This is a genomic window from Streptomyces sp. NPDC013457 (assembly GCF_043089925.1).
Lineage (GTDB): Bacteria > Actinomycetota > Actinomycetes > Streptomycetales > Streptomycetaceae > Streptomyces.
The window spans coordinates 10,986-26,416 of record NZ_JBICBL010000010.1 but is presented as its reverse complement, the minus strand read 5'-3'; the positions used below and the strand labels follow the sequence as shown (position 1 = coordinate 26,416).

The 15,431-nt window shown below is 72.1% G+C and carries 14 protein-coding genes and 1 pseudogene; 7 read left to right on the top strand and 8 right to left on the bottom strand.

Features of this window, described 5'->3' with window-relative positions:
* Positions 1-14: 14 nt before the first annotated feature.
* Positions 15-1,346 (bottom strand): aminotransferase class I/II-fold pyridoxal phosphate-dependent enzyme, encoded by a 1,332-nt coding sequence (locus ACF1G2_RS25875; RefSeq protein ID WP_391800555.1) that lies wholly within the window; start codon positions 1,344-1,346, stop codon positions 15-17.
* Between the two features lie 35 nt (positions 1,347-1,381).
* On the opposite strand from ACF1G2_RS25875, the gene ACF1G2_RS25870 reads away from it, so the two are divergent.
* Positions 1,382-2,047, top strand: a complete 666-nt coding sequence (locus tag ACF1G2_RS25870; RefSeq protein ID WP_391800554.1) for a pyridoxamine 5'-phosphate oxidase family protein — start codon at positions 1,382-1,384, stop codon at positions 2,045-2,047.
* 9 nt (positions 2,048-2,056) lie between these two features.
* A pseudogene (locus ACF1G2_RS25865) lies at positions 2,057-2,697 on the top strand (FMN-binding negative transcriptional regulator).
* Here ACF1G2_RS25865 and ACF1G2_RS25860 read toward each other — a convergent pair.
* From ACF1G2_RS25860 to ACF1G2_RS25850, 3 genes are all read right to left on the bottom strand, one after another.
* Positions 2,694-3,656 (bottom strand): DMT family transporter, encoded by a 963-nt coding sequence (locus ACF1G2_RS25860; RefSeq protein WP_391800818.1) that lies wholly within the window; start codon positions 3,654-3,656, stop codon positions 2,694-2,696. The pseudogene ACF1G2_RS25865 and the gene ACF1G2_RS25860 overlap by 4 nt on opposite strands.
* A 195-nt stretch (positions 3,657-3,851) precedes the next feature.
* Positions 3,852-4,880: a DMT family transporter gene (locus tag ACF1G2_RS25855; RefSeq protein ID WP_391800553.1), complete on the bottom strand. Its 1,029-nt coding sequence runs from the start codon at positions 4,878-4,880 to the stop codon at positions 3,852-3,854.
* Between the two features lie 41 nt (positions 4,881-4,921).
* A complete protein-coding gene (locus tag ACF1G2_RS25850) occupies positions 4,922-5,461 on the bottom strand; it encodes a Clp protease N-terminal domain-containing protein (RefSeq protein WP_391800552.1) in 540 nt (179 codons plus the stop codon).
* A 198-nt stretch (positions 5,462-5,659) separates the two neighbouring features.
* Between ACF1G2_RS25850 and ACF1G2_RS25845 the strand changes: the two genes are divergently transcribed.
* The gene (locus tag ACF1G2_RS25845; RefSeq protein ID WP_383296361.1) at positions 5,660-5,869 is read left to right on the top strand and encodes a hypothetical protein; all 210 of its coding nucleotides are present in this window, start codon (positions 5,660-5,662) and stop codon (positions 5,867-5,869) included.
* Between the two features lie 69 nt (positions 5,870-5,938).
* A complete protein-coding gene (locus tag ACF1G2_RS25840) occupies positions 5,939-6,367 on the top strand; it encodes an SRPBCC family protein (protein ID WP_391800551.1) in 429 nt (142 codons plus the stop codon).
* 151 nt (positions 6,368-6,518) lie between these two features.
* Here the strand turns inward: ACF1G2_RS25840 and ACF1G2_RS25835 are convergent, their stop codons facing one another.
* The gene (locus ACF1G2_RS25835; RefSeq protein WP_391800550.1) at positions 6,519-7,151 is read right to left on the bottom strand and encodes a PadR family transcriptional regulator; all 633 of its coding nucleotides are present in this window, start codon (positions 7,149-7,151) and stop codon (positions 6,519-6,521) included.
* Between the two features lie 148 nt (positions 7,152-7,299).
* Here ACF1G2_RS25835 and ACF1G2_RS25830 point away from each other — a divergent pair, with 148 nt between their 5' ends.
* A complete protein-coding gene (locus ACF1G2_RS25830; RefSeq protein ID WP_391800549.1) occupies positions 7,300-8,109 on the top strand; it encodes a PhzF family phenazine biosynthesis protein in 810 nt (269 codons plus the stop codon).
* A 67-nt stretch (positions 8,110-8,176) separates the two neighbouring features.
* On the opposite strand, the gene ACF1G2_RS25825 is transcribed toward ACF1G2_RS25830, so the two are convergent.
* Both ACF1G2_RS25825 and ACF1G2_RS25820 read right to left on the bottom strand, forming a co-directional pair.
* Positions 8,177-8,998 (bottom strand): CPBP family intramembrane glutamic endopeptidase, encoded by an 822-nt coding sequence (locus tag ACF1G2_RS25825; RefSeq protein WP_391800548.1) that lies wholly within the window; start codon positions 8,996-8,998, stop codon positions 8,177-8,179.
* A 195-nt stretch (positions 8,999-9,193) separates the two neighbouring features.
* Entirely contained in the window at positions 9,194-10,693 is a 1,500-nt protein-coding gene (locus ACF1G2_RS25820; RefSeq protein ID WP_391800547.1) for a glutamate-cysteine ligase family protein, read from the bottom strand.
* A gap of 478 nt (positions 10,694-11,171) precedes the next feature.
* Here ACF1G2_RS25820 and ACF1G2_RS25815 point away from each other — a divergent pair, with 478 nt between their 5' ends.
* Positions 11,172-11,771, top strand: coding sequence for a hypothetical protein (locus ACF1G2_RS25815; RefSeq protein WP_391800546.1), 600 nt, complete (start codon positions 11,172-11,174; stop codon positions 11,769-11,771).
* Positions 11,772-12,099: 328 nt separating this feature from the next.
* Complete coding sequence (locus tag ACF1G2_RS25810) at positions 12,100-12,306, top strand: DUF5999 family protein (protein WP_308354866.1); 207 nt, start codon at positions 12,100-12,102, stop codon at positions 12,304-12,306.
* A gap of 101 nt (positions 12,307-12,407) precedes the next feature.
* On the opposite strand, the gene gcvP is transcribed toward ACF1G2_RS25810, so the two are convergent.
* On the bottom strand, positions 12,408-15,293 hold the full coding sequence (gene gcvP / locus ACF1G2_RS25805) for an aminomethyl-transferring glycine dehydrogenase (protein ID WP_391800545.1): 2,886 nt from the start codon (positions 15,291-15,293) through the stop codon (positions 12,408-12,410).
* Between the last annotated feature and the right edge of the window lie 138 nt (positions 15,294-15,431).

Here is a 15,431-nt window from a genome sequence, read left to right as displayed (position 1 = left end):
CCACCCGCCAGCCCTCAGCCGTAACTCCGCGCCGGGGCCGGGTCCGAGGCGCGGGCCAGGGCGTCGGCCAGAGGGGCGATGTCCCGTGGCGTCAGGCCGGAGACCGTGACCCGCACCGCCGGGCCCGCCGTCATCCGGAAGCGGGCTCCGGGAGCGACCGCCCAGCCCGCGCCCAGCAGTCGGGTCACCGCGCCCGTCTCGTCGGAGACCGGCACCCAGACGTTCATCCCGCTCCGCCCGTGCGCCTCGACGCCGCGCCGCTCCAGGGCCCGTACGAGCGCGTCGCGCCGCTCCGCGTACGCGGCGGCGACCGCCGTCGGGTCCACGGCGCCCGTCGCCCACAGATGCGCGACCGTGTGCTGGAGCAGTCGGCTGACCCAGCCGGGCCCCAGCCGCTGGCGCCCGAGGACCCGGTCGACGGTCTCGGCGTCGCCGGTCAGCGAGGCGACCCGCAGGTCGGGTCCGTACGCCTTGGCCACGGAGCGCACGAAGGCCCAGCGGCGGGTCACCCCGGCCAGCGGGTGCAGCGGCAGGTCGACGATGCCGTGACCGTGGTCGTCCTCGACGAGCAGCACGTCCCGGTGGTCCGCCAGGACGCGGCGCAGGGCGGCGGCCCGGTCCGCACCGACGGCCGCGCCGGTCGGGTTCTGCGCGCGGTCGGTGATGATCACCGCCCGTACGCCGTCGCGCAGCGCTCCCGCCACCGCCGCCGGCAGCGGCCCCTCGTCGTCGACCGCGATCGGCACCGGCCGCAGCCCGAGCGCCGGTACGAGGTCGAGCAGGCTGCCCCAGCCCGGGTCCTCGACGGCGACGGCGTCGCCGGCCCTGAGGTGGACCGCGAGCACGCGCTCGATCGCGTCGAGCGACCCCGAGGTGACGGCGACCGGCCCGTCGGGGACCCCGTCCGCGTCCAGTGCCGCGCGGGCGAGCCGCGCGAACCCCTCGTCGACGGGGGCCTCCCCGTACATGCCGGGACACTCCGCCGCCCGCCGCGCCGCCTCTGCGAGCGCCGCCCCCAGCGAGGGGAGCAGCTGAGGGTCCGGGTTGCCTCTGCTGACGTCCCGCACCCCGGCCGGAGCGTCCACCCGGATGGAGCCGCGTGCCGTCGTGGCGGGCCTGGGCCGCACCCGGCTGCCGCGCCGTCTGTCCGTCTCGATGACCCCGCGCTCCCGCAGGGTCCGGTACGCGGCCGCGACCGTGTTCGGGTTCACCCCGAGCGTGAGCGCCAACTCACGCATGGGCGGGAGCAGTTGTCCCGGCTCCAGGGCTCCCGCGCCGACCCCTCGTTCGACGCTGGCGGCAATCTCCGATGCGCGACGACCTTCGATCCGATACTCTCCTAGCACAAACAACACTATGCACTAGTGCAATGGAGAACGCAATGACGGATACCTACGAGCCGACCGAGCGGACCATCCCCACCCGCTCCCGCAAACGCGCCTCGTACGACCGTGCGTTGGTGCACTCGATACTCGACGAGGCGTACGTCTGCCACCTCGGCTTCGTCCGCGACGGCGCCCCGGTCGTGCTGCCGACGCTCTACGGCCGGATCGGCGACCGCCTCTACGTCCACGGCTCCACCGGCTCGCGCCCCCTGCGCATGGCGGGGAGCCCCGGCGCCGAGGTCCCCGGACTGCCCGTCTGCCTCACCGTGACGCACGTCGACGGCCTGGTCCTGGCCAAGTCGGCGTTCCACCACTCGATCAACTACCGCTCGGTCGTGGTCCACGGCACGGCCCACCAGGTCACCGACCCCGAGGAGCTGCGCATCGCGCTCGACGCGCTGGTCGACCAGGTCGTCCCGGGCCGCGCGGACGACTCCCGACGGGCCGATGCCAAGGAACTGGCCGCGACCGCCGTCATCCGTCTCGACCTGGACGAGGTCTCCGCGAAGGTCCGCACGGGCGGCCCGAACGACGAGCCGGAGGACGCGGCCCTCCCCCACTGGTCCGGTGTGGTCCCCGTACGCAGGGCCTACGGCACCCCGGTTCCGGCGGAGGACCTCGATCCGTCCGTCGCCCTGCCCGACTACCTCGCCGCCGTCTGAGGCGCCGCCATGCTGATCCATCCCTGGGACGCCGCCCACGACCCGGCCGAGTGGCGCGACTGGCTGACCCGCCACGACTTCGGCCAGCTCGCGGTCAACGGACCGGCGGGCGAGCCGCCGTGGGTGCAGCCGATGCACTTCCGGACTCCGAGCCGGGACCGCACGGGCAGGTGCTCGCCCATCTCGCCCGCCCCAACCCGCTCTGGCCCGCCCTGGAGGCGAACCCGACGGTCCTGCTGAGCGTGGTCGACGACTACGCTTTCGTCCCCGGCCCCTGGACGGCCCCGGAGGGAGCCCCGCCCGAGAGCGGGACCCCCACCTCCTTCTACGCCGCCGTCCAACTGCGCTGCACGGCGCACGTGGTGGACGACCCGGCGGAGAAGGCCAGGCTCCTCGACCGCCAGGTCGCGCACTTCCAGCCGTCGGGCGGCACCGCCCCGGTCACGGCCGGCGAGGCCCCCTTCGGGCGCCTCCTTTCGGGCCTTCGGGTGCTGCGCCTCGACGTGACCGAGGTCCGCGCGAAGTTCAAGTACGCGAACCACAAACCGGAACCGGTCCAGGACCGCATCGTGGAGGGCCTGACGACCCGGGCGGGCCGAGGAGACCGGGAGGCGGCGGCGCACCAACTGCGCCGCAGAGGGGCGCCCTAGGCGACCGCCTCCCGACGGCGCGCCGTCGCCGTGCGGGCCTCCGCGAGGGCGAGCCCCGTGACCGCCACGAGCAGCAGCAGCGTGCCCAGCACGGTCGCGGCGGTCAGCTCCTCGCCGAGCACCGTCACCGCGATCACCGCCGCGCTCACCGGTTCGAGCAGCATGATCACGGAGACGGTCGCCGCACGCACCACCGCCGCGCCCGCGAAGTAGAGCGCGTAGGCGAGCGCGGTCGGCACCGCCGCCACGTACACCAGCAGTCCGAGCACCTCCAGGGGCTGCCCGGTGTGCGGGAACAGGCCTTCCGCCGCGGCCATCGGGAGCAGCCCTGCCGCGCCGACGGCGAAGGCCCAGGTGGTGGTCGACAGGGCGTCGGACCCACCGCCGTCGCGGCCGAGCCACCGGGTGAGCAGGGTGATCGCCGCGTACCCGGCCGCCGAGAGCACGGCGAGCGCCACGCCCAGCGGCCGCACCTCGCCGCTCTCGCCGCCGAGCACCAGCACGGCCAGTCCGGCCAGCGCCCCGCCGACGGCGGCCGCGCCACCGCCGCCGAGGCGTTCGCCCATGGTGAGCCGCGCGCCGAGCGCGATCATGACGGGGCCCGCGCCGAGGGTGACGACGGTGCCGACGGCGAGCCCGGTCGCCTCGACCGCCGCGAAGTACGCGCTCTGGAAGACGGTCAGCCCGATGCCCGTACCGAGGATGCGGATCAGCCTGCGCCGGCGCGGTTCCACCGTCGCGGCGGCCCCTCGCGGGCCCGCCGCCGCGGTCCTACGGGACCGGGTCCGCAGAGCCAGGGCCCCGAGCAGCAGCGCGAGGCCGCCGACGCAGCGCCAGAAGGAGAGCGCCAGCGGTCCCATGTCGCTGACCAGGAAGATCAGCGAGGCCGCGGCGCCGGCGGTGCCCCAGGCGACTCCGGCGACGATGAGATAGAGCAGACTCCGTCCGACGGCAGGCATGACGGCCGCGGGCGTGGAGGAGGAATTCGACACGTGCTTCTCCGTGTGACGACGGGGTGGTGTGGTCGCTCGACTCCGCACGCGGGCAGCGACGAACCGCTCGGGGACTGCCCGAGCCCGGTCTTCGTCAGGGAGAGCGCCGCCCGCGCCTAGGCGGCGGGAGGCGGAAGGACGGTCGAATGCATGATCGGCACCTTACGGGGCCGTCCGACCGGCCGACAACTCCGTTTCACCACCCTCCGGCTCGGCCCTGGACCCGGCCACGGGCTCGGCCGCTGCCCCGGTCTCGGACCCTGCCACCGGAGCGGCCGGTGCCGCCTTCGGCGTGGACGACTGGGCGATGAACGCGCCCACGAGGACCACCGCGCCGCCGACGATCTGCGGCGCCGCCAGGTGTTCGCCGAGCAGCACCCACGCCAGCACGGTCGCGACCACGGCCTCCAGGCAGGCGACGACGCCCGCGACCTGCGGCGACAGCCGGCGCACCGAGATGACACCGGTGACGTACGCGAGGACGGTGGCGATCAGCACGATCCAGCCGATGAGCAGCCAGGCGGGCGCCTCGGTGCCGTTCATGTCGGCGGTTCCGCCGAGGACCGACCACTCCATGCCCCACGGCCGTGCGACGACGGTGAGGACGAGCGCGCCGAAGAGGAGGCCGTACGCGATGACGCCCAGCGGGTCGGCCGGGTCGGACTCGTCGCCGCCCTGGTCGGAGAGGACGAAGTAGCCGACCTGGCAGCAGGCCGCGCCGAGGGCGAGCAGGAGTCCGAGCAGGTCGAAGCTGAGTCCGGACCAGACCTGGACCACACAGGCGAGACCGCCGACCGCGAGGACGACGCCGAGCGCGGCGGCGCGGGTGACCGGCCGGCGCTGGACGAAGCGGACCCAGCCGAGGACGAGGGCCGGGGCGAGGTACTCCACGAGCAGGGCGACGCCGACGGGGATCCGGGAGATCGAGGCGAAGTAGAAGGCCTGCACACCGGCGACGGCGAGGAGGCCGAAGCCCGCCAGAAGTGCGGGTTTGCGCCGCAGGAGGTCGCGGTGGCGCCAGGCCACCGGCAGCATGACGAGGGCGGCGCCGACCACCCGGAGCCACACCACATGGAGCGGGTCGAGTCCCGCCTCGATGAGCGGCTTCGCCGCCACACCGGAACCACCGAATGCGAAGGCCGACACCAGGGCGAGTCCCAGGCCGGCGCTTCTCCCCTGAGACGCGTACATCGGGCCATGATGACAGGACTGCGTCAGGAGCGTCACCCCCGTCACACCTGTTGAGACAGCTCCCCGATCCGGCCGGTCAGAGCGAGGGGATCGACGCCTGCCCGGCGCAGGACCTCGACGGCCCGGCTCTCCGGATCGGAGGCGATGACGGCGAGGAGATCGAGGCCGCTGGCCCGCTGGTCTCCGCGCCGTTCGGCCCGCTCCCACGCGCCGTCCATCGCGGCGGCGGCCGCGGGCGACCAGCCGTCCGCCGCCTCCGGGTCCCGTACGGCGTTCAGGGTGCCGGAGTCCTCGACGGAGCCGCGCCACCGCAGGCCGTAACCGATCGAGCGCTGGACGAGATAGCCGAGTACGCGTGCGAGCTGCGGCGGCCCGCCCTCGAAGGCCTCGCCCACCTCGGGGTCGGACTCGATGAGGGAGTGGAGCAGGTGGGCGGTGTCGATCTGCCGGTCGCCGTCGCGCAGGGCTCTGCGGCGCGCGCTCGCCACGACCGTCGCCAGTTCGGCGGTGAATCGGCCGAGCTGGATTTCCGGGCGGCGGGCCGGGGGCTGCTGAGGCACACGAGGGACAGGGCTTTGCACTCTCCCACCTCATCAGCCTCCGGGGGCCGGAGCATCCCCGGCGAGAAGCATGTTCGCATCCCACCGAAGTTGGGCACACGCGACCGGTTCCTCCTCCTTCAGGAGGAGATTGCGCGCGTTTCCTGCCTCAGGGGCGCGCGCCGCCTTGCCTTGCGCCCCGAATGCAACCACGGCGCCCTTCCGTTTCGTCTCCTGGACATGTTCTGGATGGTCGCCCTGCTCGCGCTCGACGGGCGGCAGTACGTCTACCGCGTGTACGCACCGCGGGAGGCGCTGCCTGCCGATCTCTTCTGGGCCGCGTTCCACTGCCACGACGAGGGAGGCGGCCCGCGGGCCTCCGACTGGTTCGACGCGGCGCAGATCTGGTGGATCGGCGACGTCGAAGAACTGACGGTTCATCAGTATTGAATGTTCACGGCCGCCCGGCTACGTTCCGCGACACCAGAGTCGGACGGAACGCGTGAAGGGGTGGGTCGCATGGCCGAAGTCAGCGCGGAGGCACGGATCGAGGCGCCGGCCGAGAAGGTCTGGGCACAGCTGACGGACTTCTCGTCGTACGGCGAGTGGAACGCCACGCACACCAACTTCCCGAACGGCGGTCCGGCCTCCCTGGAGACGGGCGCCACGTTCGCGGAGAACATGAAGCTGATGGGCTTCCCCGCCGAGGTGACCTGGACGGTCGAGGAGCTGGAGACCACCCGGGTGCTGGCGATCCGGGGCAAGGGCCCGATGGGGGTCGTCGTCGGCACGCGGTACTCGCTGGCGACGGAGGGGGATGCCACCACGGTACGGATCGACGGCGAGTTCACGGGCGCGGCCGTCTCCCTGATGGCGGGCAAGCTGAAGGACTCGGCGACCGCCGCGCTGAACGAGTCCCTCCGTAAGCTGGCCGGCCTGGTGACCTGAGCCTCCCACCCACCGAACACCCCGACCCGGAGCCCGTCGCCGCCGGGACGACACGCCCCGGCGACGACGGGCTCCGGTGACGACACACGCCGGTGACGACACGAGGGGTCCCGCGGCGATCGCCGCGGGACCCCTTCGCACTTCCGGGCACTCAGTGCTCGTCGGCCAGAATCAGGTAGAGCTTCTTACGGGCTTCGTTGATGACCCCGACCGCCTTCTGCCGCTGCTCGGCGCTGCCGGTCTTCCAGACCTGGCCGAACGCCTCCATCAGACCGAAGCCGGCCTGCCGGATCTCGTTGACCGCCTCCCAGTCGACACCGCGCCCGGCCTCCTCCCAGGGGGCCTCCGGCCCCGACTCGGCCTCGGTCCGGCCGGCGTCGGTGAGCGTGAACAGCTTCTTGCCGCCCTCGCTCTCGCTGGTGATCAGGCCCTCGTCCTCCAGGAGCTGCAGGGTCGGATAGACCGAGCCGGGGCTGGGTTTCCACGCCCCGCCGCTGCGCTCGCCGATCTCCTGGATCATCTCGTAGCCGTGCATCGGCCGGTCCTTCAGCAGCGCGAGGATCGAGGCGCGCACATCTCCGCGCCGCGCCCGTCCCCGGCCGCCGCCTCCGCGACCCCGGCCGCCCCCGAAGGGGCCTCCGCCCCACGGTCCTCCGCCGCCGAAGCCCGGCCCGAACTGCCCGAAGGCCGCGCGCCGCCCTTCGAAGTCACCGCGAGGTCCTCCCCGACCACGAGGGCCGGGTCCGCAGTCTCCATGTCCGTGTTCGTGTCCATGTGAACGCATCGCAACGCTCCTTCCATCGGGTACATCGTCGAACTGTCGCGATGCCTCAACGATATATCGGAACAGTTCGTTTGCCAACACCCGAACGGTCCAGTCGTCCCTGATTGGCCTTGGCCTGCCGCTTTGCCGCCCCGATACGGTCCGTGCCATGCGGATCCGAATCGTCGACGCGTTCACCGACCGCCCCTTCTCCGGCAACCCGGCGGGCGTCCTCCTCCTCGACTCCTTCCCCGACGACCACTGGCTCCAGAAGGTGGCCGCCGAGGTCAACCTCTCCGAGACGGCCTTCGCCCACCCGCTCCCGCCGGGCGGTGAGGCGGACTGGGCGCTGCGCTGGTTCACGCCGGCCACCGAGGTCGACATGTGCGGGCACGCCACGCTGGCCACCGCCCACGTCCTGCACACCACGGGCGCCGCGACAGGGACCGTCCGCTTCGCCGCCCGCTGCGGCATCCTCACCGCCACGGCGGCGCCCGACGGCACCGTCACCATGGACTTCCCGACGTCGTCACTGACCCCCGTCCCGGCCCCCGACGGCCTGGAGCAGGCCCTGGGCGCGGAGATCGTCTCCGTCCACGACACCGCGGCGCACATCGGCGACCTCGTCGTCGAGCTGCGCGACGAGGCCGCCGTCCGCGCCCTGACGCCCGACCTCGCGGCCCTCACTGACCTCTCCGATCGCGGAGTGATCGCCACCGCCGCGGCCGAAGACCCCGACCGGGGCTACGACTTCGTGTCCCGGGGCTTCTTCCCTCGCGTCGGCATCGACGAGGACCCCGTCACCGGCAGCGCGCACACCGCGCTCGCCCCCTTCTGGTCCGCCCGCCTCGGCCGCGACGACCTCACCGGTCTCCAGGGCGGCGCGCGGACGGGGCTCGTCCGCACCCGGCTCCGCGGCGACCGCACCCTCCTGACAGGCCACGCGGTCACCGTCGTCGACGGCGAGCTCAACGTCTGAGGAACGGTCCCGGCCGACGAAAAAGGGGCGTACGGCCGTCGCCGTACGCCCCCCTTCACCTCTCCGCCTACACGGTGGGCAGCCAGTCCACCCTCCCGGCCAGCAGGCCGTACCCGACGAAGGCCACGATGTCGAGCAGCGCGTGCGCCACGACCAGCGGGCCCACCCGCCCCCAGCGGCGGTAGAGGTAGACGAAGACGACGCCCATCACGACGTTCCCGACGAAGCCGCCGATGCCCTGGTAGAGGTGGTACGAGCCGCGCAGCACCGAACTCGCCACCAGAGCGGCCATGGGCGACCACCCCAACTGCCCGAGCCGGCGCAGGAGGTAGCCGACGACGATGACCTCCTCCAGTACGGAGTTCTGGATCGCCGACAGGATCAGTACCGGGTACTTCCACCAGACGTCCGGCAGCGACTCGGGCACCACGGTCAGATTGAACCCGGCCCCCCGCGCCACCAGATAGAAGGCCAGTCCGGCGCTTCCGATCCCCGCCGCGACCAGCGCGCCCCGGCCGAGGTCGGGCCAGGGGCGCGTCCGGTCGAAGCCGATGGCGCGCATTCCCGAGCCCTCGCGCAGCAGCAGATGGGCGACGAGCACCACCGGCACGAGCGCCGAGGCGATCCCGAAGAGCTGCCAGGCCAGGTCCAGCCAGGGGCGCCCGGGCGCGTACGAGCCGTTGAGCGTCGCCGCCTGTTCCTTCAGTCCACCGGGCTTGGTCAGCGAGCCGGTGAAGCTGATCAGCGACGACAGGGCGCTGGCACCGAGCGACAGCGCCAGGACGATCAGCGTCTCGGACCTCAGGATCCGGCGCGGCAGACCGTCGGGCGGAAGGGCAGCGGGCACCACTCGTTGATCCGACACCACACCTGTTCTCCACTTCCCCATCGCGTTCCGGGTACGGAGATCATGCGTGACGGCCGGGGGCGCGCGCCATTCCGGGTGCCGCACGCGCCGTTCCGGATGCCGGCTCGCCCCCTTCCCGGGTGCCCGCTCGCCCCTGATTCCAGGTGCCGACGAGCCCCGTTCCGGCCGGCTGCGCACCCCCACTCCGGGTGCCTTGCGTGCCCTGCTGCCGAGGCGCTAGTCGATCCCCACGGGCCATCGGTGCACCGGCTCGCCGCCCTGCATCAGCTCGGCGTACCGGCGCGTGGTGGCCGCCAGCGCCGCCTCCCGGCCGAGGCCGGACTCCAGCGCCTTGTGGAAGGTGTCGGCCTGCCAGGACGCGCCGTTGACCCGCCCCCGGCAGCGCTCCTCGATCACGCCGAGGTAGAAGTCCCGGTCCGCCGGTTCGACGTGCCAGGCGTCGAGCCCGGCCGCGGCCAGCGGCAGGAGCTCGTCGAGGACGAGGCGTACCGCCGGGACGGTCGCCACGCCCCCGGAGCGCCCCGGCCGCGGCCAGCGGAGCTCCGCCTCGATGCCGTGGCGGCAGGCGGTGTCGAAGTTCGCGGCGGCGTCCTCGAAGGGCAGCCGCTTCCAGATCGGCCGGGAGTCCTCGGCCAGCGCCCGTACCAGTCCGTAGTAGAAGGCCGCGTTGGCGACGACGTCGGTGACCGTCGGACCGGCCGGCAGCACCCGGTTCTCCACGCGCAGATGCGGAACGCCGTCGACCCAGCCGTAGACCGGCCGGTTCCAGCGGTAGACCGTGCCGTTGTGCAGCACGAGTTCCTGCAGCCGCGGGACCCCGCCCTGGTCGAGGACGAGGAGCGGGTCCTCCTCGTCGCATATCGGCAGCAGGGCCGGGAAGTACCGCAGGTTCTCCTCGAAGAGGTCGTAGACGGAGTCCACCCACCGCTCCCCGAACCAGGTCCTCGGCCGCACCCCCTGCGCCTGGAGCTCGGGCGGCCGGGTGTCCGTGGCCTGGGTGAAGAGCGGGGGCCTGGACTCGCGCCACAGCTCCCGGCCGAAGAGGAAGGGCGAGTTGGCGCCGACGGCGATCTGGACCGCCGCCACGGCCTGGGCCGCGTTCCACACGGCGGCGAACCGGGCGGGCGTGACCTGGAGGTGCAGTTGTACGGAGGTGCAGGCCGCTTCCGGCACGATCGACGTGGCCGTGCAGGTGAGCTCCTCGACACCGTGGATGTCGAGCGTGAAGTCCTCGCCGCGGGCGGCGACGATCTGGTCGTTGAGCAGGGTGTACCGGTCGACGGTCGAGATGTTCTCGGAGACGAGGTCGTCCTGCGCGAGCGTGGGCAGAATTCCGATCATGAGCACGCCCGCGTCGAGTTCGCGGGCCTTGCGGTCGGCATATCCGAGGCCGGTCGTGAGTTCCTCCGCGAGCCGGTCGAAAACGCGGCCGCCGAGTCGGTGCGGAGCGATGTTCACTTCGAGGTTGAACATTCCCAGTTCCGTCTGGAAATCCGTGCTGGCGATCCGCTCGAGGACCGCGCCATTCACCATCCTCGGCATGCCGTCGGCGCCCGCGAGATTGAGTTCGATCTCCAGGCCCATCAGATTGCGCGGCCGGTCGAACCTCTTCTCCGCCAGGAGCCTCGCCAGCCCCGCCAGGCACTGTTGGAGCTTCCTGCGGTATCTCTGCCGATCGGACAGGTCGAACCCGTCTGCCACGACCTTCTCCCCCATGGAAGCTTCCCTCCCGATCGGGCGGCCACGGCGACGGCCGCGCGTGTCACGGACGATGATGCCCACCCGATTGATCCATAACGCCTGCGGGCCCCCTTCGTCGAACGATAGGCTGGGTCACGCAATCACCCGGCACGTCCCGAGGGCAACCGCAAAGGACATATTCCGCGGCCATATTCAACGAAAACGTGGGGTCGATAACCGGCCGTCCGCATCGGTGAAGTCCTCGCAGGCAGACGACCTGCACGCGTCACAAATACGATGAATCGCCTCCGCGTTAAGGCCGGATGACGCCTTGTCGGCAATATCGGCGACCGCTAGAGGAAACAACGCGTGAACACGTCTCGTATAAACTCCGCGAACGAGGCAGAGTGTTGGCGCCCGGCCGTGGCTTCATGGCCCCCTCGGCCCGGCAGCCCACAGCGCCGTCGTACCTGCCCACGCGTCACCGTGTCTCCTGAGTGAGAGGCGACCCACCATGCTCCGACCTTCACCGGCCCCTGCGCCGGCCCTGCGCAGTGTCCTCGCGGCCCTCGGTTCCCCCACCGCCGTCCGCGAGGCGCGAACTCCCGCTCTGCGAGCGGCCCAAGGGCCACTGAGCCCCGAGGCACCCCTGCCCCTCCACGTCCTCGACGTGCGGGATCAGGTCGTCCCGTCGGGGCAGGCACCGCGTACGCGGCTGGCCGGCTGGCGCTTCCTGATCCGGGGCACCGACCGGGCGGTGGCCGCCGCCGACACCATGCTCACCCTCGACGGCTGGTCCTTCTCGCACTTCTTCGAGGGTCCCTACGTCACGGCCACCGAACGCGCCCTGCTCCAGGCCGAGTCGCTGCCCACGGTGTACCAGCCGCGACTGCTCTCCGTACCCGAGCTGTACATGCTGACGCTCTGGCTGCACGGCGACACGGACGCCGACGGAGCGATGTCCTCGCCCGACCCGGCGGACCTGCTCGTCCCGCTCGCCCCGGCACCGCCCGGCATCGCGGCCCACCGGCCGCACCGGGTCGCCGACCTGCTGCCCGTCCTCACCCTGCGACTGGCTCCCCCACCACTGTTCGGCACCCCGGCGCCGGCCTGAACCACCTCTGCCGAGACACGTCACGCCCCGCGGCCCCGACCGGGCCGCGGGGCGTCCTGGTGTCCGAACGGCTCCCTCGAACACCCCGACCCGGACGGACTAGCCCACTGGGGCTACCCCGAACCACCCGAAGAGACCGCCCAGTTACGTTGAACCGCCCGCGCGGGTGATACGTCTTCATGCAGTAGGAAGAGCTGCCGTGAAATACCTGCGGATCGCCTTCCGTAGCGGAACACTGGACCAACCGAACCGACAACGGGGGGCGGCCATGAGCACCGCATCGAGCCGCAGGACGACAGAGACCACGACGCAGCGAAAGAACCCATCCATGTGCCAGCACCAACCTGCCTGTCCCACCGCCGACTCCGCCGACCGGGAGGCGGCCCGTCCGACGGCGCACCACCCGGAGCAGGGCTGGAGCCTGCTGTGCAACGGGGTCCTGCTCTTCGAGGACACCGGTGAACTGCTGCCGGACGGCCAGATCATCGCACCGCACCGCCCGCTGACGGCGGGCCGGGTGACGACCGCCGCCTGACTCCGGGGCGCGTCGGGCACGACACGTACGAGGGAACACGCAAGGGCCGGCCCGGAGAGAACTCTCCGAACCGGCCCTGACTCATGTCCGCGCCGCGGGTACTACTGGTCGTACTCGTCCAGCGGGGGGCAGGAGCAGACGAGGTTGCGGTCGCCGAACGCACCGTCGATGCGGCGGACCGGCGGCCAGTACTTGTCCGCAGCCGAGACACCGGCCGGGAAGACCGCCTCGTCACGGGTGTACGGGTGGTTCCACTCGCCACCCAGCGCGGCGGCCGTGTGCGGGGCGTTCGCCAGCGGGTTGTCCCCGGCCGGCCACTCGCCCGACGCGACCTTCTCGATCTCGCCGCGGATCGCGATCATCGTGTCGCAGAAGCGGTCGAGCTCCGTCAGGTCCTCGGACTCGGTCGGCTCGATCATCAGGGTGCCGGCCACCGGGAACGACATCGTCGGCGCGTGGAAGCCGTAGTCGATCAGGCGCTTGGCGATGTCGTCGACGCTGACTCCGGTCGCCTTGGAGATCGGACGCAGGTCGACGATGCACTCGTGGGCGACGAGCCCGGCCGGACCGGTGTAGAGCACCGGGTAGTGCGGCTCCAGGCGCTTGGCGATGTAGTTCGCCGCGAGGACGGCCACCTGCGTGGCGCGCTTGAGGCCCTCGCCACCCATCAGACGCACGTACGACCAGGAGATCGGCAGGATGCCCGCGGAGCCCCACGGAGCGGCGGAGATCGGGCCGACGCCCGTCTCCGGGCCCGCGGTCGGCTGCAGCGGGTGGTTCGGGAGGTACGGCGCGAGGTGCGCGCGCACACCGACCGGGCCGACGCCCGGGCCGCCGCCGCCGTGCGGGATGCAGAAGGTCTTGTGCAGGTTCAGGTGCGAGACGTCGCCGCCGAACTTGCCAGGCTTGGCCAGACCGACCAGCGCGTTGAGGTTGGCGCCGTCGACGTAGACCTGGCCGCCCGCGTCGTGGACCTCGGCGCAGATGTCGGCGACGTGCTCCTCGAACACACCGTGCGTGGACGGGTAGGTGATCATCAGCACGGACAGTTCGTCGCGGTACTGCTCGATCTTGGCGCGCAGGTCCGCGACGTCGACCTCGCCGTCGTCGGCGGTCTTGACGACGACGACCTTCATGCCGGCCATGACGGCGGAAGCGGCGTTGGTGCCGTGCGCGGAGGACGGGATGAGGCAGACGGTGCGCTGCTCGTCGCCGTTGGCGCGGTGGTAGGCGCGGACGGCCAGCAGACCGGCCAGCTCGCCCTGGGAACCGGCGTTGGGCTGGATCGACACCTTGTCGTAGCCGGTGACCTCGGCGAGACGCTCCTCGAGCTCGGTGATGAGCGTGAGGTAGCCCTGTGCCTGCTCGACCGGGGCGAAGGGGTGGATCTGGCCGAACTCCGGCCAGGTCACGGGCTCCATCTCGGTGGTCGCGTTCAGCTTCATGGTGCAGGAGCCGAGCGGGATCATGCCGCGGTCGAGCGCGTAGTCACGGTCGGCGAGCTTGCGCAGGTAGCGCAGCATCGACGTCTCGGAGCGGTGCGCGTGGAAGACCGGGTGGGTGAGGTACGCGTCGGAGCGGAGCACCCCGGCGGGCAGCGCGTCGTCGGTGGCGGCGTCCAGGGCCTCGATGTCGGCCGCGACGCCGAAGGCGCTCCACACGGCGTCGAGCTGGGCGCGGCCGGTGGTCTCGTCGCAGGAGACCGAGACGTGGTCGGCGTCGACGAGGTAAAGGTTGACGCCGGCCTCACGGGCGGCGGCGACGGCCTCGGCGGCCTTGCCGGGCACCCGGACGGTGACGGTGTCGAAGAAGCTTCCGTGGACGACGTCGACGCCACCGGCCTTCAGGCCCGCGGCGAGGATGGCCGCGTACCGGTGGGTGCGCTGCGCGATGCCCTTGAGGCCGTCGGGGCCGTGGTAGACGGCGTACATGCCGGCCATGACGGCGAGCAGCACCTGCGCGGTGCAGATGTTGCTGGTGGCCTTCTCACGGCGGATGTGCTGCTCGCGGGTCTGCAGCGCCAGCCGGTAGGCCCTGTTGCCGTCGGCGTCGACGGAGACGCCGACGAGGCGGCCGGGCAGCGAGCGGGCGTGCTTGTCCTGGACGGCCATGTAGCCGGCGTGCGGGCCGCCGAAGCCCATCGGGACGCCGAAGCGCTGGGTGGTGCCGACGGCGATGTCCGCGCCGAGCGCGCCGGGCGAGGTGAGCAGCGTCAGCGCGAGCAGGTCGGCGGCGACGGTGACGATCGCGCCGAGCTCGTGGGCCGCGTCGATGAGCGGCTTGATGTCACGCACGGCACCGGAGGCGCCGGGGTACTGGAGGAGCACGCCGAAGACGCCGCGCTCGGCGACCTCGGCGGGGATGCCCTCGGACAGGTCCGCGACGACGACCTCGACACCGGTCGGCTCGGCGCGCGTCTCGATGACCGCGATGGTCTGCGGCAGGGTGTCGGCGTCGATGAGGAAGACGCCGTTCTTGACCTTGCCGACACGGCGGGAGAGCGCCATGGCCTCGGCGGCCGCGGTGCTCTCGTCGAGGAGGGAGGCGCCGGAGGTGGGCAGACCGGTGAGGTCGGCGACCATCGTCTGGAAGTTGAGGAGCGCCTCCAGGCGGCCCTGCGAGATCTCCGGCTGGTAGGGCGTGTACGCCGTGTACCAGGCCGGGTTCTCCATGACGTTGCGGAGGATCACCGGCGGTGTGAAGGTGCCGTAGTAGCCCAGGCCGATCATCGGGGCGAGGACCTGGTTGCGGTCGGCGAGCTCACGCAGCTCCGCGAGGACCTCGGCCTCGGTGCGGGCGGCGGGCAGACCGAGCGCCTCGGCGTTCTTGATCACGTCGGGCACGGCGGCGGCCGTGAGCTCGTCGAGGGAGCCGTAGCCGACCTGCGCGAGCATCTTGGCCCGTGCTTCGGCGTCGGGCCCGATGTGCCGCTGCTCGAACGGAATGCCCTGTTCGAGCTCGGAGAGCGGAATGCGGTGGGCGGACATGTACGGAGGCCTCCTGGTCGTCACGACCTGCGAGGGGCACCACGGCGCGGGTACCCGGACGGCCTCCCCCTCTGTCATCTCAACCTGAGAGCTTCACCGGCATGCCGAAGGGGCGCGCCGGTTTTCACCGTCGGTGAG

Excerpts from the sequence above, each read along its gene's own strand:
- ACF1G2_RS25870 (WP_391800554.1), top strand. The coding sequence starts at position 1,382 with ATGACGGATACCTACGAGCCGACCGAGCGGACCATCCCCACCCGCTCC.
- ACF1G2_RS25860 (WP_391800818.1), bottom strand. The coding sequence starts at position 3,656 with ATGCCTGCCGTCGGACGGAGTCTGCTCTATCTCATCGTCGCCGGAGTC.
- ACF1G2_RS25855 (WP_391800553.1), bottom strand. The coding sequence starts at position 4,880 with ATGTACGCGTCTCAGGGGAGAAGCGCCGGCCTGGGACTCGCCCTGGTG.
- ACF1G2_RS25845 (WP_383296361.1), top strand. The coding sequence starts at position 5,660 with ATGTTCTGGATGGTCGCCCTGCTCGCGCTCGACGGGCGGCAGTACGTC.
- ACF1G2_RS25840 (WP_391800551.1), top strand. The coding sequence starts at position 5,939 with ATGGCCGAAGTCAGCGCGGAGGCACGGATCGAGGCGCCGGCCGAGAAG.
- ACF1G2_RS25835 (WP_391800550.1), bottom strand. The coding sequence starts at position 7,151 with ATGCGTTCACATGGACACGAACACGGACATGGAGACTGCGGACCCGGC.
- ACF1G2_RS25830 (WP_391800549.1), top strand. The coding sequence starts at position 7,300 with ATGCGGATCCGAATCGTCGACGCGTTCACCGACCGCCCCTTCTCCGGC.
- ACF1G2_RS25825 (WP_391800548.1), bottom strand. The coding sequence starts at position 8,998 with ATGGGGAAGTGGAGAACAGGTGTGGTGTCGGATCAACGAGTGGTGCCC.
- ACF1G2_RS25820 (WP_391800547.1), bottom strand. The coding sequence starts at position 10,693 with ATGGGGGAGAAGGTCGTGGCAGACGGGTTCGACCTGTCCGATCGGCAG.
- ACF1G2_RS25815 (WP_391800546.1), top strand. The coding sequence starts at position 11,172 with ATGCTCCGACCTTCACCGGCCCCTGCGCCGGCCCTGCGCAGTGTCCTC.
- ACF1G2_RS25810 (WP_308354866.1), top strand. The coding sequence starts at position 12,100 with ATGTGCCAGCACCAACCTGCCTGTCCCACCGCCGACTCCGCCGACCGG.
- gcvP (WP_391800545.1), bottom strand. The coding sequence starts at position 15,293 with ATGTCCGCCCACCGCATTCCGCTCTCCGAGCTCGAACAGGGCATTCCG.